At 70.6% G+C, this 25,150-nt stretch carries 21 protein-coding genes and 1 tRNA gene; 9 read left to right on the top strand and 13 right to left on the bottom strand.

Going from position 1 to position 25,150, the window contains the following annotated elements:
• The first annotated feature begins 32 nt into the window (after window positions 1-32).
• Entirely contained in the window at window positions 33-836 is an 804-nt protein-coding gene (locus ACF1DX_RS18630) for a trans-aconitate 2-methyltransferase (RefSeq protein ID WP_391792248.1), read from the top strand.
• Window positions 836-1,198 (top strand): VOC family protein, encoded by a 363-nt coding sequence (locus ACF1DX_RS18625; protein ID WP_391792247.1) that lies wholly within the window; start codon window positions 836-838, stop codon window positions 1,196-1,198. Before ACF1DX_RS18630 ends, ACF1DX_RS18625 begins: the two co-directional genes overlap by 1 nt.
• A 14-nt stretch (window positions 1,199-1,212) precedes the next feature.
• Here the strand turns inward: ACF1DX_RS18625 and ACF1DX_RS18620 are convergent, their stop codons facing one another.
• The 3 genes from ACF1DX_RS18620 to ACF1DX_RS18610 are packed head-to-tail and all read right to left on the bottom strand — an operon-like array spanning window position 1,213 to window position 3,184.
• A complete protein-coding gene (locus ACF1DX_RS18620) occupies window positions 1,213-1,455 on the bottom strand; it encodes a type II toxin-antitoxin system prevent-host-death family antitoxin (protein ID WP_391792246.1) in 243 nt (80 codons plus the stop codon).
• 41 nt (window positions 1,456-1,496) lie between these two features.
• The gene (locus ACF1DX_RS18615; RefSeq protein ID WP_391792245.1) at window positions 1,497-2,174 is read right to left on the bottom strand and encodes a TetR family transcriptional regulator; all 678 of its coding nucleotides are present in this window, start codon (window positions 2,172-2,174) and stop codon (window positions 1,497-1,499) included.
• Window positions 2,171-3,184 carry an acyl-CoA desaturase gene (locus tag ACF1DX_RS18610; protein WP_391792244.1) on the bottom strand — a complete coding sequence of 338 codons (1,014 nt, stop codon included), beginning with the start codon at window positions 3,182-3,184 and terminating at the stop codon, window positions 2,171-2,173. The genes ACF1DX_RS18615 and ACF1DX_RS18610 overlap by 4 nt, the downstream gene beginning before the upstream one ends.
• Window positions 3,185-3,475: 291 nt before the next feature.
• On the opposite strand from ACF1DX_RS18610, the gene ppc reads away from it, so the two are divergent.
• Window positions 3,476-6,208, top strand: coding sequence for a phosphoenolpyruvate carboxylase (gene ppc, locus ACF1DX_RS18605; RefSeq protein WP_391792243.1), 2,733 nt, complete (start codon window positions 3,476-3,478; stop codon window positions 6,206-6,208).
• A 77-nt stretch (window positions 6,209-6,285) separates the two neighbouring features.
• Here the strand turns inward: ppc and ACF1DX_RS18600 are convergent, their stop codons facing one another.
• The 7 genes from ACF1DX_RS18600 to ACF1DX_RS18570 form a co-directional block, all read right to left on the bottom strand.
• Window positions 6,286-6,771: a hypothetical protein gene (locus tag ACF1DX_RS18600; RefSeq protein ID WP_391792242.1), complete on the bottom strand. Its 486-nt coding sequence runs from the start codon at window positions 6,769-6,771 to the stop codon at window positions 6,286-6,288.
• A 123-nt stretch (window positions 6,772-6,894) separates the two neighbouring features.
• Window positions 6,895-7,497, bottom strand: coding sequence for an aminoacyl-tRNA hydrolase (gene pth / locus ACF1DX_RS18595; RefSeq protein WP_391792241.1), 603 nt, complete (start codon window positions 7,495-7,497; stop codon window positions 6,895-6,897).
• A 72-nt stretch (window positions 7,498-7,569) separates the two neighbouring features.
• Complete coding sequence (locus ACF1DX_RS18590) at window positions 7,570-8,160, bottom strand: 50S ribosomal protein L25/general stress protein Ctc (protein ID WP_391792240.1); 591 nt, start codon at window positions 8,158-8,160, stop codon at window positions 7,570-7,572.
• 218 nt (window positions 8,161-8,378) lie between these two features.
• On the bottom strand, window positions 8,379-9,359 hold the full coding sequence (locus ACF1DX_RS18585) for a ribose-phosphate diphosphokinase (RefSeq protein ID WP_391792239.1): 981 nt from the start codon (window positions 9,357-9,359) through the stop codon (window positions 8,379-8,381).
• A gap of 88 nt (window positions 9,360-9,447) precedes the next feature.
• On the bottom strand, window positions 9,448-10,893 hold the full coding sequence (gene glmU / locus ACF1DX_RS18580; RefSeq protein ID WP_391792238.1) for a bifunctional UDP-N-acetylglucosamine diphosphorylase/glucosamine-1-phosphate N-acetyltransferase GlmU: 1,446 nt from the start codon (window positions 10,891-10,893) through the stop codon (window positions 9,448-9,450).
• 116 nt (window positions 10,894-11,009) lie between these two features.
• Window positions 11,010-11,082: transfer RNA gene (locus tag ACF1DX_RS18575), tRNA-Gln, on the bottom strand.
• 8 nt (window positions 11,083-11,090) lie between these two features.
• Window positions 11,091-11,963 (bottom strand): hypothetical protein, encoded by an 873-nt coding sequence (locus ACF1DX_RS18570; protein ID WP_391792237.1) that lies wholly within the window; start codon window positions 11,961-11,963, stop codon window positions 11,091-11,093.
• Window positions 11,964-12,130: 167 nt separating this feature from the next.
• Here ACF1DX_RS18570 and ACF1DX_RS18565 point away from each other — a divergent pair, with 167 nt between their 5' ends.
• Window positions 12,131-13,441: a sensor histidine kinase gene (locus ACF1DX_RS18565; protein WP_391792236.1), complete on the top strand. Its 1,311-nt coding sequence runs from the start codon at window positions 12,131-12,133 to the stop codon at window positions 13,439-13,441.
• A 52-nt stretch (window positions 13,442-13,493) separates the two neighbouring features.
• Here ACF1DX_RS18565 and ACF1DX_RS18560 read toward each other — a convergent pair whose 3' ends face one another.
• Window positions 13,494-13,988, bottom strand: coding sequence for an SUKH-3 domain-containing protein (locus ACF1DX_RS18560; protein ID WP_391792235.1), 495 nt, complete (start codon window positions 13,986-13,988; stop codon window positions 13,494-13,496).
• A gap of 44 nt (window positions 13,989-14,032) precedes the next feature.
• Window positions 14,033-14,557 (bottom strand): YwqJ-related putative deaminase, encoded by a 525-nt coding sequence (locus ACF1DX_RS18555; RefSeq protein WP_391792234.1) that lies wholly within the window; start codon window positions 14,555-14,557, stop codon window positions 14,033-14,035.
• Window positions 14,558-14,900: 343 nt separating this feature from the next.
• Between ACF1DX_RS18555 and ACF1DX_RS18550 the strand changes: the two genes are divergently transcribed.
• The 3 genes from ACF1DX_RS18550 (at window position 14,901) to ACF1DX_RS18540 (ending at window position 19,708) form a co-directional block, all read left to right on the top strand.
• Entirely contained in the window at window positions 14,901-15,890 is a 990-nt protein-coding gene (locus ACF1DX_RS18550) for an SMI1/KNR4 family protein (RefSeq protein WP_391792233.1), read from the top strand.
• 9 nt (window positions 15,891-15,899) lie between these two features.
• Window positions 15,900-18,620: an SUKH-4 family immunity protein gene (locus tag ACF1DX_RS18545; protein WP_391792232.1), complete on the top strand. Its 2,721-nt coding sequence runs from the start codon at window positions 15,900-15,902 to the stop codon at window positions 18,618-18,620.
• 203 nt (window positions 18,621-18,823) lie between these two features.
• Entirely contained in the window at window positions 18,824-19,708 is an 885-nt protein-coding gene (locus ACF1DX_RS18540) for a cellulose-binding protein (protein ID WP_391792231.1), read from the top strand.
• Between the two features lie 46 nt (window positions 19,709-19,754).
• On the opposite strand, the gene ACF1DX_RS18535 is transcribed toward ACF1DX_RS18540, so the two are convergent.
• Window positions 19,755-21,248 carry an MFS transporter gene (locus ACF1DX_RS18535; RefSeq protein WP_391792230.1) on the bottom strand — a complete coding sequence of 498 codons (1,494 nt, stop codon included), beginning with the start codon at window positions 21,246-21,248 and terminating at the stop codon, window positions 19,755-19,757.
• Window positions 21,249-21,689: 441 nt separating this feature from the next.
• Between ACF1DX_RS18535 and ACF1DX_RS18530 the strand changes: the two genes are divergently transcribed.
• Both ACF1DX_RS18530 and ACF1DX_RS18525 read left to right on the top strand, forming a co-directional pair.
• Entirely contained in the window at window positions 21,690-22,478 is a 789-nt protein-coding gene (locus ACF1DX_RS18530) for an ABC transporter ATP-binding protein (RefSeq protein ID WP_391792229.1), read from the top strand.
• Window positions 22,475-25,054 carry an ABC transporter permease gene (locus ACF1DX_RS18525; protein ID WP_391792228.1) on the top strand — a complete coding sequence of 860 codons (2,580 nt, stop codon included), beginning with the start codon at window positions 22,475-22,477 and terminating at the stop codon, window positions 25,052-25,054. Before ACF1DX_RS18530 ends, ACF1DX_RS18525 begins: the two co-directional genes overlap by 4 nt.
• Window positions 25,055-25,150: the final 96 nt, after the last annotated feature.

Genomic DNA, 25,150 nt, shown 5'->3' with positions numbered 1-25,150 from the left:
GGGTACCCGTCCGCCAGCCATCGGGAGGCCCCATGTCCGCAGCGACCCCCCTCTGGGACCCCGCCCAGTACCTGCGTCACGCCGGTCACCGCACCCGGCCCTTCACCGACCTGCTCGCCCGCGTCCCGGAACTTCCGGGGGATCCGCCCCGCATCGCCGACCTCGGCTGCGGCGCCGGAAACGTCACGGCCCTGCTCGCCGACCGCTGGCCCGCCGCCCGCGTCACCGGCTACGACAACTCGCCCGAGATGCTCGACAGGGCCCGCGCCGACCACGAGGGCGGCAGCCTCGGCTTCGCCCACGCCGACGTCCGTAGCTGGGTGCCGGACGGGCCGTACGACCTGATCGTCAGCAACGCCACGCTGCAGTGGGTCCCGGGGCACGCGGAGCGGTTCCGCGACTGGATCGACGGGCTCGTCCCCGGCGGTACGTTCGCCTTCCAGGTGCCCGGCAACTTCGGCGCCCCCAGTCATGTACTGATGCGTGAACTGGCCGCCTCCCCGCGCTGGCGGGCCCGCCTGGCCGGCGTCCTGCGCCACGACGACGCCGTCCTCCGCCCCGAGGCCTACCTGGAGCAGCTGACCGCCCTCGGCTGCACGACCGACGCCTGGGAGACGACGTACGTCCACCTGCTGACCGGGGAGGACCCCGTCCTCGACTGGGTCAAGGGCACGGGCCTGCGTCCCGTCCTCACCGCCCTCGCCGACGACCCGGAGGCACGGGACGCCTTCGTCACCGAGTACCGCACCGCCCTGCGCGCCGCCTATCCGCCCGGCCCCCACGGCACCCCGTTCCCCTTCCGCCGCGTCTTCGCGGTCGCCGTCAGGGAGGCGTGATGCTCGCGGCCGTCGACCATGTGCAGCTCGCCGCCCCACCCGGCTCCGAGGAACGGCTGCGCGCGTACTACGTGGATGTCCTCGGCATGATCGAGACACCGAAACCGCCCACCCTGGCGGCGCGCGGCGGCTGCTGGTTCGAGGCCGGGGACGTACGGCTCCACCTGGGCATCGAGGACGGCTTCCGACCCGCGAGGAAAGCCCACCCCGGCCTGAGGGTGACCGGCGTCGAGGCCTACGCCGCCCGCCTGGCCGCCCACGGCGCCCCGGTCACCTGGGACGACAACCTCCCGGACCACAGACGCTTCTACTCCGAGGACCCGGTGGGCAACCGGCTGGAGTTCCTGGAGTCGGTCGGCTGACGCGCCTGGCCGGCCTACGGACGCAGGCCCAGGATGCGCCGCACCTCCGCGCGCGGGATGCCCTCCCCGAGCGTTCCCTCGGCCTTGCGGCGCCGGTGGCCGGCGACGGCCGAGGAGTCCTCCAAGTCCTCGATCACCTGAGGAGCGGCGAGCAGTGCGGTCACGCGGCCTCCGTCGGTGAGAGCGATGGGCCCGCGGCTGCCGGCCAGCCGACGGACCAGCTCATCGAGCTGTGCGGCGGCCTCGGTGATGCTCATTTCGATCACACCCGCGCCATCCCACACGGCGGTCCGTGCCCTCAGCTCTTCCGGTGACCTATCAGCCGCGGCTTCGGCTCCAGCCCGTCCAGCCCGTGCCAGGCCAGATTGACCAGGTGGGCCGCCACCTCCGCCTTCTTCGGCTTGCGCACGTCCAGCCACCACTGGCCCGTCAGCGCCACCATCCCGACCAGGGCCTGCGCGTACAGCGGGGCCAGCTTGGGGTCGAAGCCGCGGCTCTTGAACTCACGGACCAGGATGTACTCCACCTGGGTGGCGATGTCCGAGATCAGCGAGGCGAAGGAGCCCGTCGACTGGGGGATGGGGGAGTCACGGACCAGGATGCGGAAACCGTCCGTGTACTCCTCGATGTAGTCGAGGAGCGCGAACGCCGCCTGCTCGCACAGTTCGCGGGGATGGCCGGCCGTCAGCGAGCCGGTCACCATGTCCAGCAGGCGCCGCATCTCGCGGTCCACCACCACCGCGTACAGGCCCTCCTTGCCGCCGAAGTGCTCGTACACCACCGGCTTGGAGACCCCGGCCTTCGCCGCGATCTCCTCCACCGACGTGGCCTCGAAGCCCTTCGCCGCGAACAGGGTGCGGCCGATCTCCAGCAGCTGCTGGCGGCGCTCCGCACCGGTCATCCGGGTGCGACGCGCACGCCGCGGCTTGTCATTGCTCGGGGTGCTGCTGGAGTCGGTCGCCACGGCGACCATCATGCCGCCTCGACGGGTTCCTTCCCGCGCCGGGCGCCGCCTTCCGAGGTGGTGCGGCGCGAATCGATACGCGAGCGTGACGGCCACCGCACGTCGTACGCCCAGCCCAGCTGCTCGAACCAGCGGATCAGCCGGGCGGAGGAGTCCAACTGCCAGCGCTCCACACCGTGCCGCGCCGAGGTCGGGTCGGCGTGGTGCAGGTTGTGCCAGGACTCACCGCAGGACAGGATCGCCAGCCACCACACGTTGCCCGAACGGTCCCGCGACTTGAACGGACGCTTGCCGACCGCGTGGCAGATCGAGTTGATCGACCACGTCACGTGGTGCAGCAGCGCCACCCGGACGAGTGACCCCCAGAAGAAGCCGGTGAACGCGCCCCACCAGGACAGGGTGACCAGACCGCCGATCAGCGCGGGCAGCGCCAGCGACAGTGCCGTCCACAGGACGAACTGCCGGGAGATCGCCCGCAGCGTCGGGTCCTTGATCAGGTCCGGCGCGTACTTGTCCTGCGGAGTCTGCTCCTCGTCGAACATCCAGCCGATGTGCGCCCACCACAGGCCCTTCATCAGCGCCGGGACCGTCTCCCCGTACTTCCACGGCGAATGCGGGTCGCCCTCGTCGTCGGAGAACTTGTGGTGCTTGCGGTGATCGGCTACCCACCGCACCAGCGGACCCTCCACCGCCATCGACCCGGCGATCGCCAGCGCGACCTTCAACGGCCGCTTCGCCTTGAACGAACCGTGGGTGAAGTGACGGTGGAAACCGATGGTGATGCCGTGGCAGCCGAGGTAGTAGAAGAAGACCAGCAGACCGAGGTCCAGCCAGCTCACCCCCCACCCCCACGCCAGCGGCACCGCCGCCACCAGCGCGAGGAACGGGACGGTGATGAAGAGCAGCAGCGTGATCTGCTCGATGGAGCGCTTGCGCTCACCGCCCAGCGTGGCGGAGGGCGCCGCGTCGTCGGACCCGGGTTGTTTCGGAGCTTCGTGCAGCACGTCGGAGCCTGAGGTCATGCGTGTCCCCTGTGGGGTATGTGGATTGAGGGTGGGTGCCCGGCCGCCGGAAACGCACTGTATACCTACGCTTCCGTAACCTACGGCAACGTAAGTATGGCAGTGCGTCGCCCGGCGGCAAGAGCCCGTGAGCCTGCGCGTCCGGGGTGACACCTATCCTTGAAGTCGGTCGGACAGCGCGGTCCGCTCTGATTTCTTCCCGGACGTCCGGCCCGCAAGCGGCGTACGCCGCGCGAGACGCCGTCCGGGTTCCCTCCCAGACGAGCTTCAACACTGCAAGGAGCCGCACCTGTGAGCAGTGCCGACGACCAGACCACCACGACGAGCAGCGAACTGCGCGCCGACATCCGCCGACTGGGTGATCTCCTGGGCGAGACCCTGGTCCGGCAGGAGGGCCCGGAGCTGCTCGACCTCGTCGAGAAGGTCCGCCGACTCACCCGTGAGGACGGCGAGGCCGCCGCCGAGCTGCTGCGGGGCACCGAACTGCAGACCGCGGCCAAGCTGGTCCGCGCGTTCTCCACCTACTTCCACCTCGCCAACGTCACCGAGCAGGTGCACCGCGGCCGCGAACTGCGCGCCCGCCGCGCCGCCGAGGGCGGACTGCTCTCCCGCACCGCCGACCGCCTCAAGGACGCCGATCCCGAGCACCTGCGCGAAACGGTCCGCAACCTCAACATCCGGCCCGTCTTCACCGCCCACCCCACCGAGGCCGCCCGCCGCTCCGTCCTCAACAAGCTCCGCCGCATCGCCGCCCTCCTCGACACCCCGGTCATCGCCTCCGACCGGCGCCGCCTGGACACCCGCCTCGCCGAGAACATCGACCTCGTCTGGCAGACCGACGAACTGCGCGTGGTCCGCCCCGAACCCGCCGACGAGGCCCGCAACGCCATCTACTACCTCGACGAGCTGCACGCCGGCGCGGTCGGCGACGTCCTGGAGGACCTCACGGCGGAGCTGGAGCGCGTCGGCGTCCACCTCCCCGACGACACCCGCCCCCTCACCTTCGGCACCTGGATCGGCGGCGACCGCGACGGCAACCCCAACGTCACCCCCCAGGTCACCTGGGACGTCCTCATCCTCCAGCACGAACACGGCATCAACGACGCCCTGGAGATGATCGACGAACTGCGCGGCTTCCTCTCCAACTCCATCCGCTACACGGGTGCGACGGAGGAGCTGCTGGCCTCCCTCCAGACCGACCTCGACGCCCTCCCCGAGATCAGCCCCCGCTACAAGCGCCTCAACGCCGAGGAGCCCTACCGGCTCAAGGCCACCTGCATCCGCCAGAAGCTGGAGAACACCAAGCTCCGCCTCGCCAAGGGCACCCCCCACGAGCCCGGCCGCGACTACCTCGGCACCGGCCAGCTCCTCGCCGACCTGCGCATCATCCAGGCCTCCCTGCGCGAACACCGCGGCGGACTCTTCGCCGACGGCCGCCTCGCCCGTACGATCCGCACCCTCGCCGCCTTCGGCCTCCAGCTCGCCACCATGGACGTCCGCGAACACGCCGACGCCCACCACCACGCCCTCGGCCAGCTCTTCGACCGGCTCGGCGAGGAATCCTGGCGCTACGCCGACATGCCCCGCGAGTACCGGTCCAAGCTCCTCGCCAAGGAACTCAGGTCACGCCGCCCGCTCGCCCCCACCCCGGCACCCGTCGACGCCGCCGGCGAGAAGACCCTCGGCGTCTTCCAGACCGTCAAGCGGGCCCTGGAGGTCTTCGGACCCGAGGTCGTCGAGTCCTACATCATCTCCATGTGCCAGGGCGCCGACGACGTCTTCGCCGCCGCCGTCCTCGCCCGCGAGGCCGGACTCATCGACCTGCACGCCGGCTGGGCGAAGATCGGCATCGTCCCCCTCCTGGAGACCACCGACGAGCTCAAGTCCGCCGACACCATCCTCGAGGACATGCTCGCCGACCCCTCCTACCGGCGCCTCGTCTCCCTGCGCGGCGACGTCCAGGAGGTCATGCTCGGCTACTCCGACTCCTCCAAGTTCGGCGGCATCACCACCAGCCAGTGGGAGATCCACCGCGCCCAGCGCCGCCTGCGCGACGTCGCCCACCGCTACGGCGTACGCCTGCGCCTCTTCCACGGCCGCGGCGGCACCGTCGGCCGCGGCGGCGGCCCCACCCACGACGCCATCCTCGCCCAGCCCTGGGGCACCCTCGAAGGCGAGATCAAGGTCACCGAACAGGGCGAGGTCATCTCCGACAAGTACCTCATCCCCTCCCTCGCCCGCGAGAACCTGGAACTCTCCGTCGCCGCCACCCTCCAGGCGTCCGCCCTGCACACCGCCCCCCGCCAGTCCGTCGAGGCCCTCGCCCGCTGGGACGCCGCCATGGACGTCGTCTCCGACGCCGCCCACACGGCCTACCGCAAGCTGGTCGAGGACCCCGACCTGCCGACCTACTTCCTGGCCTCCACCCCCGTCGACCAGCTCGCCGACCTCCACCTCGGCTCACGGCCCTCCCGCCGCCCCGGCTCCGGCGTCTCCCTCGACGGACTGCGCGCCATCCCCTGGGTGTTCGGCTGGACCCAGTCCCGGCAGATCGTCCCCGGCTGGTACGGCGTCGGCTCCGGCCTCAAGGCACTGCGCGAGGCCGGCCTCGACACCGTCCTCGACGAGATGCACCAGCAGTGGCACTTCTTCCGCAACTTCATCTCCAACGTCGAGATGACCCTCGCCAAGACCGACCTGCGCATCGCCCAGCACTACGTCGACACCCTCGTCCCCGACGAGCTCAAGCACGTCTTCGACGCCATCAAGGCCGAACACGAGCTCACCGTCACCGAGGTCCTGCGCGTCACCGGCGAACAGGAACTCCTGGACGCCGACCCGGTCCTCAAGCAGACCTTCACCATCCGCGACGCCTACCTGGACCCCATCTCCTACCTCCAGGTGGCCCTCCTCAAGCGCCAGCGCGACGCCGCCGGCGCCGGCGAGGAACCCGACCCGCTCCTCTCCCGCGCCCTGCTGCTCACCGTCAACGGTGTCGCGGCCGGACTGCGCAACACCGGCTGACCCGACGCGACGAAAGGGGTGCCCCGGCCTCGTACGGCCGGGGCACCCCTTTCGTCCTCGTCCTGTGCTGCTCCGTCCTACACGGCCAGGAAAGCCGCCGTCAGCAGCGCCGTCCCCGACAGCGCCAGCACCCACGCCGCCCGCGTCCGCAGCAGACCACCGGCCACGACGACCGACGCCAGCAGCAGCGCACCGCCCAGCGGAACCCACGCGTAGAGGATCCCGGCCGGACCCGCACGCACGGCGTCCGTGCCACCCGGCTTCAGCACCACCGTGTACGTCCGCCCCTCCGCCACGGCCACCGACTTCTCCAGCACGACCTCCGCACGCGGCTGCGACCCCTGCGACAGCGGCGCGTACGGCCCCGTACACGCCGTCGCGCCGCACCGCGCCACCGCCACCGTGCCGCGCTCACGCCCCTTCGTCAGCATCGCGTGCTGCGCCGTGCCCCACGACGCCCACACACCCGCGATCAGGATCAGCACGGCGACCGTGCCCATCGCCGCGAACCGGCCGAACCGCAGGGCGGCGGAGCCACGGGAGGAGCGGGCAGCGCGAGACATGGCCGAGATCCTTGGCCATGACCGTGCGGTCGGTCAACTCCGGGCGGGCTCCGACGGGGCTCCGGCGGGGCTCCGGCGGGGCTCGGCCGGGGAGACAAGCCCACCGACGCACCCCTCAGCACCTCACGAGTTGTACGTACTCTGCGCCCGCTCCAACCCCTCGATCACCAGACACTCCACCGCGTCCGCCGCCCGGTCCACGAAGTAGTCCAGCTCCTTGCGCTCCGCCGACGAGAAGTCCTTCAGCACGAAGTCCGCCACCTGCATCCGCCCCGGCGGCCGCCCGATCCCGAACCGCGCCCGGTGGTACTCCCGCCCGAACGCCTTCGTCAGCGACTTCAGCCCGTTGTGACCGTTGTCCCCGCCACCCAGCTTCAACCGCAGCGTCCCGTAATCGATGTCCAGCTCGTCATGGACCGCGACCACCCGCTCCGCCGGCACCTTGTAGAACTCCCGCAGCGCGTTCACCGGCCCGCCCGACAGATTCATGTACGACATCGGCTTCACCAGGATCACCCGCCGGTTCGCCGGCCCCGGCGGACCGATCCGGCCCTCCACGACCTGCGCCTGAGCCTTGCCGGCCCGCTTGAACCGGCCCCCCATCCGCTCCGCCAGCAGATCCGCCACCATGAACCCCACGTTGTGCCGGTTCATCGCGTACTCGGGCCCCGGATTGCCCAGCCCCGCGATCAGCCACGGGGCACCGGCATCGGTCGTCACCTGCATGTCTCCCTCGATACGCGCCAGCCGCTGCCCCCGAAGGGAAGCAGCGGCTGACAAAAACGGCGTCGGTGCGGATCAGGCCTCGGCGGCCTCGGCGGCCTCCTCGCCCTCCGCAGCCTCCTCCGCCTGCGCGGCCAGCACCTGGATGACGACCGCGTCCTCGTCGACGGCCAGCTTGGCGCCCTTCGGGAGGGTGATGTCCTTGGCGAGGATGGAGGAACCGGCCGCCAGGCCCTCGACGGACACCGTGACGGACTCGGGGATGTGGGTGGCCTCGGCCTCGACCGTCAGGGTGTTCAGCACGTGCTCCAGCAGGTTGCCGCCCGCGGCCAGCTCGCCCTCGGTGAGGACCGGGATCTCCACCGTGACGGTCTCGCCGCGCTGCACCAGCTGCAGGTCGACGTGCTCCAGGAAGCCCTTGATCGGGTCACGCTGCACCGACTTCGGGATCGCCAGCTCGTTCGTCTTGCCGTCGATGTCCAGCGCGATCAGCACGTTCGGCGTACGCAGCGCGAGCAGCAGCTCGTGGCCCGGAAGGGTCAGGTGCAGCGGGTCCGAACCGTGCCCGTACAGCACACCCGGAACGTTGTTGTCACGACGGATACGGCGCGCGGCACCCTTGCCGAACTCGGTGCGCGTCGCGGCGGAGATCTTCACCTCGGACATGGTCACTCCTCGAAAGTCAGAAACGGACGTGGTCACCCGGCCACGAACGGCCTGCTACGAAGAGCGCGTCGATAACGGACCACCGAACCCGCCTCACGAAAAGCGGAACGGCCTCCCTCGCCGAGCAACTTCGACAGTCTACTCGGACCAGGAGGCCGCACCCAAAACGATCACCGGAAGGCCCGGCGCAGAACCCTTACTGCACGGACCGCACCGGACTACTGCTCGTCGAACAGACTCGTCACCGAACCGTCCCGGAACACCTCACGCGCCGCACGCGCGATCGTCGGCGCGATCGACAACACCTTGATCTTGTCCAGGGACTCACTCAGCTCACCCGGCGTCGGCAACGTGTTCGTGAACACGAACTCACTCACCCGCGAGTTCTTCAACCGGTCCGCCGCCGGACCCGACAGCACACCGTGCGTCGCCGTCACGATCACATCCTCCGCACCGTGCGCGAACAACGCGTCCGCCGCGGCACAGATCGTGCCACCCGTGTCGATCATGTCGTCGACGAGGACACAGATACGGCCCTTCACGTCACCCACGACCTCGTGCACCGTGACCTGGTTCGCCACATCCTTGTCACGCCGCTTGTGCACGATCGCCAGCGGCGCACCCAGCCGGTCGCACCAACGGTCCGCCACCCGCACCCGGCCCGCGTCCGGAGACACCACCGTCAGCTTCGAACGGTCCACCTTCGCACCCACGTAGTCCGCGAGAAGCGGCAGCGCGAAGAGATGGTCGACAGGCCCGTCGAAGAAACCCTGGATCTGATCCGTGTGCAGATCCACGGCCAGCAGCCGGTCCGCACCCGCCGTCTTCATCAGATCCGCGATCAGACGCGCCGAAATCGGTTCACGACCCCGGTGCTTCTTGTCCTGCCGCGCGTAACCGTAGAACGGCACGATCACCGTGATGGACCTGGCCGACGCACGCTTCAACGCATCGATCATGATCAACTGCTCCATGATCCACTTGTTGATCGGAGCAGTGTGGCTCTGGATCAGGAAACAGTCGGCACCACGAGCCGACTCCTGATACCGCACATAGATCTCACCATTGGCGAAGTCGAACGCCTTCGTCGGCACGACCCCGACATCCAGCTGTTGGGCGACCTCCTCGGCAAGCTCGGGGTGGGCGCGGCCGGAGAAGAACATCATCTTCTTCTCGCCGGTCGTCTTGATCCCGGTCACAGCACAGTCTCCTCAGAGGTGTCGCAGCTGATGGCGGTGCGGAAACGCACTTATCACGGTACGCCCTGTCCGACAGGGGCGAATCCGGTCAGTCCTCGGCAGCCGGCTCCCGCGAAGCCGCCTCCGCCGCCTTCGCGGCAGCGCTCCCCGGACGCTTACGAGCCACCCAACCCTCGATATTCCGCTGCTGGCCACGGGCCACAGCCAGCGAACCCGGCGGCACATCCTTCGTGATCACCGACCCGGCAGCCGTATAAGCACCGTCCCCGACCGTGACAGGCGCCACAAACATGTTGTCCGAACCCGTCCTGCAGTGCGACCCGACCGTCGTGTGATGTTTGTCCTGCCCGTCGTAATTGACGAACACGCTCGCCGCACCGATGTTCGAAAACTCGCCGATCGTCGCATCCCCCACATACGACAAATGCGGAACCTTCGACCCCTCACCGATCGACGCGTTCTTCGTCTCCACATACGTACCGATCTTCGCCTTGCGCGCCAGCCGCGACCCCGGACGCAGATACGCGTACGGCCCCACACTCGCCTCGGGACCCACCTCGGAACCCACCGCCACCGTGTTGTCCACCCGCGCACCCGCACCCACACGCGTGTCCGTCAGCCGCGAATTCGGCCCCACCTCACACCCCTCGGCGAGATGCGTCACCCCGTGCAACTGCGTCCCCGGATGAACCACCACGTCCTGCTCGAACGTCACGGTGACATCGACCCACGTCGTCGCCGGATCGATCACCGTGACACCCGACAACATGGCGGCCGTCAGCAACCGGTCGTTGAGAATCCGCCGCGCCTCCGACAACTGCACCCGGTTGTTGATCCCCGCGATCTCACGATGATCCCCCGCCACCGACGCACCCACCCGATGCCCCGCCTCACGCAGGATCCCGAGCACATCCGTCAGATACTCCTCACCCTGACTGTTGTCCGTCCGCACCCTCTTCAACGCATCCGCCAACAACGCCCCGTCGAACGCGAACACACCCGAATTGATCTCCCGGATCGCCCGCTGCGCCTCCGACGCGTCCTTGTGCTCCACGATCGCCGTCACGGCACCACCGTCGTCCCGCACGATCCGCCCGTAACCGGTCGCGTCCGGCACCTCCGCCGTCAGCACCGTCACCGCGTTGCCGTCGGCGGAGTGCGTGGCGGACAGTTGCCGCAGCGTCTCACCCGTCAGCAACGGGGTGTCACCACAGACGACGACCACCGTCCCGTCCACGGAACCGCCCAGCTCCTCCAGCCCCATCCGCACGGCGTGACCCGTGCCGTTCTGCTCCGCCTGCACGGCGGTACGCACGTCCGGGGCGACCTCGGCGAGATGCGCGGTCACCTTCTCGCGGGCGTGACCCACGACGACGACCAGATGCTCCGGCTCCAGCTCGCCGGCTGCGGCGAGCACATGGCCCACCAGGGAACGGCCACAGATGTCGTGCAGGACCTTCGGTGTGGCCGACTTCATACGGGTGCCCTCACCCGCTGCGAGAACGACGACGGCTGCCGGGCGACTGGTGCTCACGGGATGCCCTTCGGCTGTGATGGGGGAGGGGGGTGACATCCGCAGGATACCGGGGTGGTTTCGGGGGGGACATGAGAGCGGGCCCTGACTGTGCAGTCAGGGCCCGAACCGAGCAGCTCCGCCAGCTGGATTCGAACCAGCACTACAGGGCTTCAAAGGCCCGCGGGCTACCAGTTACCCCATGGCGGATGGCTGCGTCAGACCATACCTGAGGTGCGCGGTGTCGTGATCCCGGAGACCATTCCTGTCCACCAGCCTTCGATGCGTCGGTACAGGTCGGCACCTTGTGACACCCGGATGACCAGGCAGCCACGATAGGTGTCGCCGACATTCTTGCGGATGGTCGTCGGATTGTGCTTTTTGATCGTGGTTTTCTGGAATTGGGAGACGTCCAGACCGGCCAGATCGGCCCAGTACCTCTTCGCGCCCTCCACATCCGCCGTCATGTGGATCATGACGCGGTACCGCAGGCGTTCGGGTTCTACGCCGAGCAGGTCGAGCCAGGCGAGGTACAGCTTGATGATGCCGGGGTCACTGTTGACGAAGAGGACGTTCTCCCGCCGGGCGTACGGTTTGTCCTTCGCGCCTTCAGCCCAGTAAAGCGCCACTCCCGCCAGGAAGAGGTCGCGGTCGGACATGGCGCCGATCTCTTGGGCGGCGGCCGCCTTGGTCCGTCGTCGCTGCTCATCCCGGACCGCCAGTTCGTGTTCCCAGCGCTTTCGGTTCGCCAGCCGCGCCTGTTCCGTCGGGTCACGTCGCTCCGGCTTCGGCAGATCCCGTACCCACAGCGAGATAGAGCTCTTCGAGCAGCCGAGCTCGACCTGGATCTGGTCGTACGTCCAGCCCTGGAGCCGGAGCTCCCTCGCCTTGTCCCGTAGGTCGTCCTTGGCGTTCGGTCGTTTGGTCCATTCCGGGGCCGGCTCGCCCTGGAGGAGGCGGTTGAGGATGTCGTTGTTGTCGACGTGGAGCCGGTCGCGGATCTGGCGTCGGCTCAGTCCCGCCCGTCGCAGCGCCACCGCCTGCTCCCGCAGGCCTTCGAAGTCGGCGTATTTGCCGGGTGCATGTGTCACACGCATACCGTCCGGGCGGAATGGTCGGTTCCCCTCTCGAACGGTGTCCGATTCAGCAGTTCGAGGGATTTCGGGCCGTATCGCATCCGAACGGTCACCCTGTGTGGTGTGGTCCGGACGCGGAAACTCGCCGGAAAAGCGGAGCATCGCGCCCGTAGGCTGGACGCATGACCACGACGGGGGAAGAGCTGGTGACGGCCCGGGGAGGGCCGTGGTGGTGGGACAGACGGCGTAGTGCCGTGTTCGATGTGGGCCTCGCGGTGGTGTCCGCGCTGGAGTGCGGGCTGGAGGGGGTCCCGTTCGCGCGGGAGGCGGGGGTTCCGGCGGCCGTGGGGGTCGTGTTCGGTGTGCTGGCCGGTTCCGTGCTGCTGGTGCGGAGGCGGTGGCCGATCGCGGTGGTGCTGGTGGCGATCGCGGTGACGCCGGCCGCGATGGGTTTCCTGATGGGTGTCGTCGGTCTGTATTCGCTGGCCGCGTCCGAGGTGCCGCGCCGGATCATCGCGTCGCTGGCCGGGATGCAGTCGGTGGGCGTGCTCATCGTGATGTTCGTGCGGATGCGGCAGAACCTGGCGCGGGGGGAGCTGGACGTCGGGGACTGGATCGTGCCGTTCGCGTCGGTCACGATGGCGATCGGGGTGACGGCGCCGCCGTTGTTGCTGGGGCTGTACGTGGGGGCGCGGCGGCGGTTGATGGAGAGTCTGCGGGAGCGGGCGGACAGTCTGGAGCGGGAGCTTCAGCTGCTTGCGGAGCGGGCTGAGGAGCGTGCGGAGTGGGCGCGGGGTGAGGAGCGGACGCGGATCGCGCGTGAGATGCATGACGTGGTGGCGCACCGGGTGAGTCTGATGGTGGTGCATGCGGCGGCGTTGCAGGCGGTGGCGCGGAAGGATCCTGAGAAGGCCGTGAGGAACGCTGCGTTGGTGGGGGACATGGGGCGGCAGGCGTTGACGGAGTTGCGGGAGATGCTCGGGGTGTTGCGCTCGGGTGGGGATGGGGGGCAGCGGCGGGAGCGGGCGTCGGTGCCGTTGGCGGCGGTGGGGGTGGCTGCGGCGGCTGCGGCGTCTCGTGCGGTGGATGAGGGGGAGGGGCCTTGTCTGTCGGAGATCGAGGAGTTGGTGGGGCAGTCGGCGGCTGCGGGGATGGTGGTGGATCTGTCGGTGGTGGGGGAGGCGCGGTCGTGTGCGCGGGAGGTGGAGTCGACGGCGTACCGGGTGGTGCAGGAGGCGTTGACGAACGTGCACAAGCATGCGGCGGGTGCGAAGACGTATGTGCGTCTGGCGTACCGGGTGTCGGAGATCGCGATGCAGGTGGAGAACGAGCCGCCGCCGGAGGCTGGGGCGGGGGCGTCGGCGGGGTTGCCGTCGGGGGGGAATGGTCTGGTGGGGATGAAGGAGCGGGTGTCGGCGTTGGGTGGGGTGTTTGTGTCGGGGCCGACGGATGCGGGGGGTTTTCGGGTGTCGGCGGTGATTCCGGCGTCGTAGTCCGGCTGTCGTCCGGTTGCGGTGCGGTTGCGGTCCGGTCGTCCTGTTGTGTTCAGCCGGTGGTGAGGCGGGTGGGCTGGATGCCGGTGACGAGGGTGGTGAGGGCGTGGTCGATGTCGGGGCCGAGGTACCAGTCGCCGGTGTGGTCGAGGGCGTAGGTGCGGCCTTGGGCGTCGATGGCGAGGAGTGCTTGGGTGTCGGTTTCGGTGCCGAGGGGGCAGACCTCGGTGTCGAGGGCGCGGCCGAGGTCGCCGAGGGTGCGGGCGAGGTGGAGGCCGTGGAGGGGGTCGAGGTGGAGGGTGGCGGGGGCGATCTGGCGGCCGGGGCCGCCGGGGGTGATGTGGAGTCCGCCGAATTCGGCCCAGGCTTCGATGGCGGCGGGGAAGACGGTGTGGCGGTGTCCTGCGGGTGAGGTGTGGTCGCGGAGGGTGTCGGCCCAGGTTTCGGCTTGTTTGATGTTCCAGCGGCCGGGTTGCCAGCCGGCGGTGCGCAGGGCTGCGTCGACGGGTACGGCGAAGCGGGTGGTGGAGGTGCGGTCGGTGTGCATCTGCCTTTTGTTCGTCGGGGTCGTGGGTGGTGCGGGGGTGGGGGTCAGCCGTTGGTGGCGGGGTCGATCATGCGGACGCCGAAGTGGGCGATGAGGGCGGTGCAGGCGCGGCAGGGGGTGGCGTAGGCGCCGTGGAGGGGGTCGCCGTCCTCGCGGATGCGGCGGGTGGTGAGTTTGGCGTGTTTGAGGGTTTTGCGGGCTTCGCCGTTGGTCATGGGTCGGCGTGCGGCGCGTTTGCTGCGTGCGGCGTCGGCGGTGGTGATGTGCCGGGAGATGAGGATGGTTTCGGCGCAGCGGCCGGTGAAGCGGTCGCGTTGGTCGCTGGTGAGGGTGTCGAGGAAGTCCTGGACGAGGGGGTGCAGGGCGGGGGGTGTGTCGCCGCGTGCGGCGGTGCCGGTGAGGGTGGCGCCGCGGACGGAGAGGGCGGCGGCGATGGTGGGGAGGATGCCGTCGCGGCGGTGGTGGAGGGTGGGGGTGTGGGGGGTGTCGGTGGCGCTCCAGCCGATGCGGGGGTCGCCGGATGGGCCGGTGTGCGGCCCCGTCTGCTGCGTCACGTTCATGATCGTCATCCCCTCCCCGGCATCCCCCTGGAGGTCACAGGGTGCCAAATGGCGTGGCTGATGGGGAAGCTGGGTCGGGGTGACACGCCCGGGTTCGGGCGGGCTGTCACGGGAGGGTGACGGCTGGTCACGGAAGCGGAGGGGTGGATGACCGGTGCCGGTGACCGTTGGAGTCGTACCGCATAGGCTGTCGGCACCGCGATCCGTGCGGTGATCCGCGTGATGGTGTGTGCGGGCGCCGTGGGGGTCGTGGCGGTAAGTAGTCGAGACAGACGTGACAGTCGAATACGTTCCGTAGTGGTCCGAAGGTGGGCGGTGCGGGGCGTACAGAGTGCCGCAGGGGGCAACCGCCATGACGACAGGTCGGCTCGGGCAGAAGGCCGCGCCGCCGAACGCGGCCTATGCGGGGCAGGTCGTGTTTTTCCCGGATCCGGTGCGGGCGGCCCGTCACCCGAGGGGGGTGCGGGTGGATGAGGGTGGTTATCCCGATTTCTCGCCCTATGCGCGTGCGGCCGCGGAGGTGGCGGAGCCGCCGGAGGGTTTCGGCGTGGACGAGTTGCGGCTGACGGATTATGTGTCGGCGAACGCGGCGTTGTCGGCGAGCGGTCATGAGTTGTGGGACACGGTGCCGGCGGTGGCGACGCCGCACGGCTGGACGTGGCATCACGTGGTGGGGTCGCGGCGGCTGGAGTTGGTGCCGGTCGAGGTGAAGGCGTTGTTGCGGCATCACGGTGGTGTGGTGACGTCGGCGGTGGATCATGACAAGCGGGGTACGCGGCCGTTGCAGGAGACGCGTCCGGCGCATTTCGGGTTGCCGAAGTCGGGTGTGGCGGTGACGGAGTCGCAGGTGCTGGGGGTCGAGGAGGAGCTCGGGTACCGGTTGCCGGGTGCGTACCGGTCGTTTCTGAAGGCGGCGGGTGGTTGTGCGCCGGTGGGGACGGCGTTGGACGCGGGGCTGGGGCTGCTGGTGGACCAGCCGTTCTTCACGGTGCGGGACGAGGCGGCGGTCAATGACCTCGTGTACGTCAACAAGTGTCTGCGGGATCATCTGACCAAGGACTATCTGTGCGTCGGTTTCGTGCAGGGTGGTCTGCTGGCGGTGAAGGTGCGGGGGGAGCGGCAGGGTTCGGTGTGGTTCTGCGCGTACGACGACGCGCGGGACGTGGATCCGTCGTGGTCGCAGGCCGAGCGGGTGGAGCGGCTGTTGTTGCCGTGCGGGGACGATTTCGATGTGTTCCTGTCCCGGCTGGCGGGGTCTCCGCCGGAGCTGGACACGGTGGCGAATCTGATGGTGGACGGCGGGTTCGCGCGTGCCGTTCCGGTTTCTTCCGCGGGGGAGTGAGCTTCGGCGATGGTGACGTTCGCGCAGGCGCAGGAGCGTGCGGAGGAGTGGGTCAACGGGGATGTGCCGTCGTACCAGCATCGTGAGGTGCGGGTGCGGGAGTTCGGCCTCGGGTTCGTGGTGTGGGCGGAGGACCGTGCGGACGGTCCTCGTTCGGACGGGGGCGCGCAGCGGTTGGTGATCGCCCGTGACAGTGGTGAGGCGACGTTGTGGCCGGCGTTGCCGGTGGGTGAGGTGATCCGCCGGTACGAGGAGGAGTACGGCCGTGACGGCTCGGCGCCCGAGCCGGTGCCGGCGCCTGCGGCGCGGGTGGATCTGAATCAGACGTCGTTCTTGCTGAGTCCGCCGGAGTGGTTGCAGGAGGCGGCGGACCGGCTGGGGATTCCGGATCGGCGGGGTGAGGGGTCGGGTTCGTCCGCGGGGGCGGCTTCGGGTTCGTCTGTGGCGTCGGCGTCGGCGTCGGCGTCGGGTTCGGCTTCGGCGTCGGGTTCGGGACCGGGTGCGGGTTCGTCCGCGGATCCGGTGTCGGGTTCGGTTCCGGGTTCCGGTTCGTCCGCGGTGTCGGATGCGGTTCCCGCTTCGGGGCCGTCCGCGGCTCCGGACGCGAGCTGGGCTTCGGGTGCCGGTGGTGCGGGTTCGGCCCCGTCCGCGGGTTCCGCTCCGGGGTCGGAGGGTGCGGGGGCTTCCGCGCCGGGTGCGGGGAGCGGTGCCGTGTGGCCCGCCGCCGGGGGGAGCGCGGGGGCCGGTGCGCCGGTCGGGGCGACTCCGTGGGCCGGTACGGACACCAACGCCGATGCCGGTGAGGACCGTTCCGTGCCGTTGCCGGAGACCGTGTTCGCGCCGCAGTTGAGCGAGTCCGGTGAGGGCGCTCCGCCTGCGGCTCCGCCTGCGGCTCCGCCGGAGGCGATGACGGCGCTGATGTCGGGTGGCAGCGGGCTTCCGCCGACGGCTGTCGCGCCGGCGGTCCAGGATTCCGGTGCGCCGCAGGGGGCGCCGGGTACACCGCCGCCCGCGCAGGGTGGTGCGTCGTACGGTCGTCCGCAGGGGCCCGGTGGTGTGCCCACGCCTCCGCCGGCGGGTCCGGGTGCGCCGGAGCGTCCGCTCGCGCCGCACGCCGGGGACATCGCGGACGCCGTGACCAGCAAGGCGGCTCCGCCTCCGCGGCGCGGCTCGGGTGCGACGCCTCCGCCTCCGCCGTCCGCTCCGGGGGCTCCGGGTGCGCGTCCGGGTGGTACGCCCGCGCCGCCGTCGGCTCCGGCGGGCGGGTACGTGCCGACGCAGATGGTGTCGTCGCTCGGTCCCGACGGGCCGGGGGCGCCGGCTGGTCCGACTCCGCCGCCGGGGACGCCGGCTCCGCCTTTGCCGCCCGGTGGCGCCCACCACGCGGCGACGATGCTCGCCGGTCCGGGTGCGCCTGGTGCGCCCCGGCCTCCGGGCCCGCCCGGTGCTCCCGGTGCGCCTCAGCCTCCCGGTCCTCCCGTCGCCCCGGGTGCTCCCGGTGCGCCGCAGCCTCCGGGTTCGCCCGGTACCGCCGGGGGCGGGCGCGGGGCCGTGCACCACGCGGAGACCGTGCTGGCCGCGCCGCCGGTGGCGGGGCCCGGTGTGCCGCCGCCTCCGCCGCCTCCGGCGCCGCCGGGGATGCCCGGTGGTGCTCCGCCGATGCCGCCCGGTGGGATGCCCCCCGGTACGCCCGCGCCCGGGGTTCCCGTGCCGGGGCAGCCGCCGGCGTACGGCTATCCGCAGCCGTCCGCCGGTCAACCGACCGTCGGCCCCGGCTACCAGGCCGTGCTGCGCTACCGCGCGCAGGACGGTTCCGAGCAGCAGTTGATCCGGCGTTCGGCGCCGGGTACGCCGCACCCGGAGTGGCAGATCTTCCACGAGCTGCGCGCCATGAACGTGCCGCCGGACCGGGTGCTGGAGCTGCACACCGAGCTGGAGTCGTGCGAGCTGCCGGGCGCGTACTGCGCGCGGATGATCCGTGAGCAGTGGCCGCAGGCGCGGATCACGTCCATCGCCCCGTACGGCACGGATCATGCGAGCCGGCAGCAGGGTATGGGGCAACTGCTGGCCCATCAGGGTGAGTTGCATCAGGTGGCGGACGGTCCGGCGCGTCCCGCGCCGGTGCGTGCGCCGGTGCAGCCGGTGCAGCCGGTTCCGCCGGTTCCGCCGGAGGCGATCGCGCAGGAGCTGGCGGGGGCGTTCGGGCCGGGTGTGTTCCGGTTCGAACAGGCGGCGGTGTCCCGGCAGGGTGTGCCGCCGGTCGTGGCGCACACCCTGGTGGTGGCGGGGCTGCCGCTGGACATGGGGCCGTTCTTCTGGGCGCAGGCGCAGCCGGGCCGTCCGGTGCCGACGCTGGCGGAGCTGGCGGCGGAGCGGGGTGTGCAGCCGGCTTCGGACGCGGGTTCGTACCTGGTGATGGGCAGCGATTTCGGCAAGGCGGTCTGTGTGCAGTACGGCACGGCGAACATCGTCGCGGTGCCGGTGGAGTCCGGGCCGGGCGGTGCGCCGGTGCCGCCGCAGTTCGTGAACACCGGTCTGCCGGAGTTCGCGCGCTGTCTGGCGCTGCTGGGCCGGATGTGGCGGCTGCGGTTCGGGCTGAACCAGGAGCAGGCGGGCCGCTGGACGGTGGACTTCCAGGCGCAGTTGGCGGCGCTGGACCCGGCGGCGCTGGGTTCGCCGGAGAGCTGGTGGTCGGTGCTGCTGGAGCAGATGTGGGACGGGTTGTTGTGACCTGTCACGGGTGAACCCCGTGTGAGGCGAGGAGCCGGGCCCGGTCGTCAGGACGACCGGGCCCGGCTTTTGCGTGCCCTCCTCGCGGAGTGTCGCGTTATGAACACTTCCGTGTCATCCACCAAGATGTGCGCGATTCATCCCATTTCGTGCTCGGTCTTTCGTGCTGGGCTTCGTGTCCGTCGGTGGAGAGGGGTTCCAGGGTGAGCAGCGCATCGGTGTCGTCGCAGGGCTTCGAGGTCGTACGGGGGCGCGGTTACCGTCCTTTGCAGGTGATCGCGTACGTCGAGGCCCTCTCGGACGATCGTGACGCGGCCTGGGAGCGGGCCGCGCGGCTCACCGTCCTCGCCCGGGAGATGGAGGAGGAGCTGGAGCTGCTGCGGGTGCGGGTGGCGGGGCTGGCGCCGCAGACGTACGAGTCGCTGGGGGAGAGCGCGCGGCGGTTGTTCGGGCTGGCCGGGGAGGAGGCGGAGGCCGTGCGGGAGTCGGCGCGGCAGTACGCGCGGGATGTGACGGACCTGGCGGAGGACGACGCGGCCGGCGTGCGGGAGGCCGCGCGGGCGCACGCCGAGACCGTACGCGCCGGGGCCGACGAGCAGGCCGGGGAGGTGCTGCTGGCGGCCCGCGCGGAGGCCGACCGGATCCGGACCGAGGCCCGGCTGGAGGTGAAGGAGCGGCGTGCGCAGACGCTGGTGGTGCTGCGGGAGATGCGGGAGCGCACCTCGGCGATGCTCGCCGAGGCGGCCGGGGAGCAGGCGGAACGGCTGGCCGCGGTGGAGCGTGAGGAGGGGGCGCGGGTGGCCGCTCTGGAGGCCCGGCACGCCGAGGCGGAGGAGCGCGCCGAGCGTGTGCTGGCCGAGGCGCGGCAGGTCTTCGCCGACGCGGAGGAGTCGGCGCGGCACCGCGCGGAGGAGGCCCGGGAGCGGGCGGCGGAGCTGCTCGCCGGGGCGCGTGTCCGCGCGGAGGGCGTCGCGCGGGAGACCGAGCGGGTGCTGCGCGAGCACGCCGGGAGGCGGGAGGAGGTACAGGCGCAGCTGGACCAGGTGTGCGCCGGCCTCAGCGCGCTGACGGGCCGGGCGGTGGAGTGAACCGGCTCCGGGGCCTTCCGCGTGGTGGGTGCGGGAGGGGGCGTTCTCAGTCCTTGAGCGCCGGGAACGTGCGGGGTGCGAGGAGCAGCAGGACCAGGAACGCCAGTGCCGCCGCGCACGCCGCGCCGAGGTAGACCGCGTGCACGGCGTCCGCGACGGCCCGGCGGGTCGCCTCGGGGACGGTGCCGGCGTCCAGGGCGCGGGTGACGGAGTCCAGGTCGCTCGCGCCGCCCAGGCGTGCGGCCAGGACGCTGTTGGCGACCGCGCCGAAGAGGGCCGCGCCGACGGTCTGGCCGGTCTGCCGGCAGAAGAGGACCGATCCGGTCGCCGTACCGCGTTCCTCCCACTTCACCGACGACTGCACCCCGATGATCAGGGGGAGCTGGAACAGGCCGAGGGCCGCGCCCAGCAGCAGCATCAGCAGGGTCGGCTGCCATGCCCGGCCGGGGTAGGGCAGGAAGGGGAACGCGAAGAGGACGAGCGCGGCCGTGCCGATGCCGAGCATCGCGGTGTCGCGGAAGCCGATGCGGCGGTACACGTGCTGGCTGAGGGCGGCCGACGCCGGCCAGGTCAGCGTCCATACGGAGAGGACGAATCCGGCGGCCACGGGGGTGAGGCCGAGGACGGACTGGGCGTAGGTGGGCAGGAAGACGGTGGGGGCCACCATCAGCAGGCCCAGGGCACCGAGGGCCAGGTTGACGGCGGCGATCGTACGGCGGCGCCACACCCAGCCGGGGATGATCGGCTCCGCCGCGCGGTGTTCCACCACGACCACGACCGCCAGGAGGGCGGCTCCCGCCGCGAACAGGGCGAGCGACGGGGCGGACAGCCACGGCCAGGCGACCCCGCCCTGCACGAGCGCGGTGAGCAGGACGCCCCCGCAGGCGAAGATCGCGACCGCGCCCGCCCGGTCCACGCGCGCGTGGCGGCCGTTCTCCCGTCGCGGTTCGTGGAGGTGACGGACGATCAGCCACAACGCCACCGCCCCGACGGGCAGGTTGACGAGGAAGATCCAGCGCCAGTCGGCGTAGGAGGCGAGCAGTCCGCCGATGCCGGGGCCGGCCACCGCGGAGAGGGCCCACACGGTGGAGAGGCGGGCCTGGATCTTCGGGCGTTCCTCCAGTGGGTACAGGTCGGCGGCGAGGGTCTGCACCGTGCCCTGGAGTGCGCCGCCGCCCAGGCCCTGTACGACGCGGAACGCGACGAGCGCGGCCATGTTCCAGGCGGCGGCGCACAGCAGTGAGCCCAGCAGGAACAGTGCGGCGCCCGCGACGAGGACCGGTTTGCGGCCGAAGGTGTCGGAGAGCTTGCCGTAGACGGGGAGGGTGACCGTGACGGCCAGCAGGTAGCCGGAGAAGAGCCAGGAGAAGTAGGAGAAGCCGCCCAGGTCGCCGACGATCTGGGGGACGGCGGTGGACACGATGGTGGAGTCGAGTGCCGCCAGGGCCATCGCGAGCATCAGCGCGGCGACGACGGCTCCGCGCCGGCCGGTCGCGGCGGTTCGCCCGCTGTCGTGTGTCACCGGTCTGGTGCCGTCCACCCGGAGTGCCTCCCTCGCGGTTGATTGTCCCTTGCACCTGTCCGCTGTCGCACAGCTTCGCACTCGACGCTCACGTCGCGGGAGGGCGGAGCCTGTATGGGCCTGAGGGTGGAGCCGACCCTGAGGCGGTGTCCGCCCGCCGGAGGAGAGCCCTTAGGGGTACCTCCGTACTACGGGTCGGGGAGGGTTCGTACCGCCGGAGGACGAGACGGGGCGGGGGCCGTCCTTAACCTGGCTTTACGCCGCTGGGGGGCGGCGCACCACACCGGCGGGGGTGGGGTTTTCCCCAGGACAAGACTGCGCTGAACACCAGGGCGCGAGGCCCCTGCCGGCCGCCAGACTGAATCACGTCGCACGAACACGCACGAAGCGGCCGCCGGGGTACGACGGGCGGGCGCCGGAGCACCGCTTTCATCTGCTGACCGATATAGGAGACTTACCGTGACATCGGCTGTGACCATTCCCAGGCACGGGGGTACTGGAGGGCGTACGGCCGTTGCCGCGCGGGCGCGGCAGGTCGTGAAGGCGTACGGGTCGGGTGAGACCCGGGTCGTCGCCCTCGACCACGTCGACGTGGACATCGCCCGCGGTCGGTTCACCGCGATCATGGGCCCTTCGGGGTCCGGCAAGTCCACGCTGATGCACTGCCTCGCCGGGCTCGACACCGTGACGTCCGGGCAGATCTACCTGGACGAGACAGAGATCACCGGCCTGAAGGACAAGAAGCTCACGCGGCTGCGCCGGGACCGGATCGGGTTCATCTTCCAGGCGTTCAACCTGCTGCCGACGCTGAACGCGATCGAGAACATCACGCTGCCCATGGACATCGCCGGCCGCAAGCCCGACCAGGGATGGCTGGACCGGGTGGTGGAGACCGTCGGGCTCGCGGAGCGGCTCAAGCACCGGCCGACGCAGCTCTCCGGCGGTCAGCAGCAGCGGGTCGCGGTGGCGCGGGCGCTGGCGGCCCGGCCGGAGATCATCTTCGGTGACGAGCCGACCGGGAACCTCGACTCCCGCGCCGGCGCCGAGGTGCTCGGCTTCCTGCGCCGCTCGGTGGACGAGCTGGGGCAGACCATCGTGATGGTCACCCACGACCCGGTGGCCGCCTCCTACGCGGACCGGGTGCTGTACCTCGCCGACGGCCGCATCGTCGACGAGATGCACCAGCCGACGGCCGATCAGGTCCTGGACCGCATGAAGGACTTCGACGCCCGGGGGCGTACGTCATGACCGTCCTGAAGACCTCCATGCGCAACTTCTTCGCGCACAAGGGGCGGATGGCGCTGTCCGCGGTGGCGGTGCTGCTGTCGGTGGCGTTCGTGTGCGGCACGCTGGTGTTCACGGACACCATGAACACGACGTTCGACAAGCTGTTCGCGGCCACCTCCTCGGACGTCACGGTGAGCGCCAAGGGTGCCTCCGACAGCGGTGAGACGACCGCGGACAACGGCAGGCCGCCGGTGATACCGGCCTCCGTGCTCGACGAGGTCAAGGGCGCGGACGGCGTGAAGTCGGCCGAGGGCACGGTGTTCTCCACCTCGGTGACCGTCGTCGACGCCGACAAGGACAGCCTCTCGCCGACCAGCGGCGGTCCGACCATCGTCGGCAGCTGGAACGGCAACGACGCCCGCACCATGGAGATCACCGAGGGTGCGGCGCCCGAGGGCGCGGACCAGATCATGGTCGACGCCGACACCGCCGACAAGCACGACCTGAGGCTCGGCGACGAGATCGGCGTGATCAGCGTGGTCGGCACGCTCACCGCGAAGGTCTCGGGCATCGCCGACTTCACGGTCACCAACCCCGGCGCGGCGATCTTCTACCTGGACACGAAGACCGCGCAGCAGGCCCTGGTCGGCGAGAGCGGCGTCTACACCAACGTCAACGTGACCGCCGCGTCCGGCGTCAGCGACGCGCGGCTGAAGAAGAACGTCGCGGCCGAACTCGGCGGCGACTACAAGGTGCAGACCGCAGAGGAGACCGCCGAGGCCAACCAGGAGAGCGTCGGCGAGTTCATGAACGTCATGAAGTACGCGATGCTCGGCTTCGCCGGGATCGCCTTCCTCGTCGGCATCTTCCTGATCATCAACACCTTCTCCATGCTGGTCGCCCAGCGCACCCGGGAGATCGGCCTGATGCGGGCGATCGGCTCGTCCCGCAGGCAGGTCAACCGTTCGGTGCTGGTCGAGGCGCTGCTGCTCGGCGTCCTCGGTTCGGTCCTCGGGGTCGGCGCGGGCGTCGGACTCGCCGTCGGGCTGATGAAGCTCATGGGCATGATGGGCATGGAGCTGTCCACGGACGACCTCACGGTGGCCTGGACGACCCCGGCGCTCGGACTGCTCCTCGGCGTCGTCGTCACCGTGCTCGCCGCCTACCTGCCCGCCCGGCGGGCCGGGAAGATATCCCCGATGGCCGCGCTGCGCGACGCCGGCACCCCGGCGGACGCCAGGGCCGGCTGGATACGCGGCGGGATCGGCCTGGTCCTCACCGGCGCCGGCGGCTTCGCCCTGTACCTGGCGGGCAGCGCGGACAAGGCGACGGACGGCTCGATGTGGCTGGGCCTGGGCGTGGTGCTGTCCCTGATCGGCTTCGTCGTCGTCGGACCGGTGCTGGCGAGCGGTGTGGTGCGGGTCCTCGGCGCGGTCCTGCTGCGGGCCTTCGGCCCGGTGGGCCGCATGGCCGAGCGCAACGCCCTGCGCAACCCGCGCCGCACCGGCGCGACGGGCGCCGCGCTGATGATCGGTCTGGCGCTGGTGGCGTGCCTGTCCGTGGTCGGCTCCTCCATGGTCGCCTCGGCCACCGAGGAGCTCGACAAGGCCGTCGGCACGGACTTCATCATCCAGTCCGACACCGGCCAGTTGATCACCCCGCAGGCCGTCGAGGCCGTGAAGAAGTCACCCGGGGTGGACCGGGTCACCGAGTACAAGTGGACCGAGGCCGACTTCACCACGCCCGACGGCAAGACGCTGAAGGACACGGCGATCACGGCGGCCGACCCGACGTACGCGACCGACCTGCGGGTCGAGACGGTCGCCGGCAAGCTCGGCGACGCCTACCGGCCCGACTCGATGTCCGTCCACGAGGACTTCGCGAAGGACCACGGCATCAAGATCGGCTCGAAGATCGAGATCGCGTTCAAGGACGGCGAGACGGGCACGCTGACGGTCCGGGCCATCACCAGCAGTGAGGGTGTCATCGACGCGGGCGCGATGTACACGTCCATCGACACCCTCGCCACGTACGTGCCGGCCGAGAAGATGCCGCTGGACACGCTGCTCTTCGCCTCGGCGAAGGACGGGCGGACCGACGCCGCGTACACGTCGCTGAAGGACGCGCTGCACGACTACCCGCAGTACACGGTGCGCGACCAGACCGACTACAAGGAGGCGCTGAAGGACCAGATCGGCCAGCTGCTGAACATGATCTACGGTCTGCTGGCCCTGGCGATCGTCGTGGCGATCCTCGGTGTGGTGAACACCCTCGCCCTGTCGGTCGTCGAGCGGACCCGGGAGATCGGCCTGATGCGGGCCATCGGCCTCTCGCGCCGGCAGTTGCGCCGCATGATCCGCATGGAGTCGGTCGTGATCGCCCTCTTCGGTGCCCTGCTGGGCCTCGGACTGGGCATGGGCTGGGGCGCGACCGCGCAGCAGCTGCTCGCCCTGGAGGGCCTGAAGGTCCTCGACATCCCGTGGCCGACGATCATCGGCGTGTTCATCGGCTCGGCCTTCGTGGGCCTGTTCGCCGCCCTGGTCCCGGCCTTCCGGGCGGGCCGCATGAACGTCCTGAACGCCATCGCCACCGATTAGCCACCGCATACGGGGGTTGCGGGGGAAACACCCGGCGCCGGGAAGTCCTCGGGGACTTCCCGGCGCCGGGTTGTTCCGTTCGGCCCGGCCGGCGTT

The sequence above is a fragment of the Streptomyces sp. NPDC014676 genome (genome assembly GCF_043084105.1).
Classification (GTDB): Bacteria; Actinomycetota; Actinomycetes; order Streptomycetales; family Streptomycetaceae; genus Streptomyces.
This window is presented reverse-complemented; position numbering and strand designations above follow the sequence as displayed.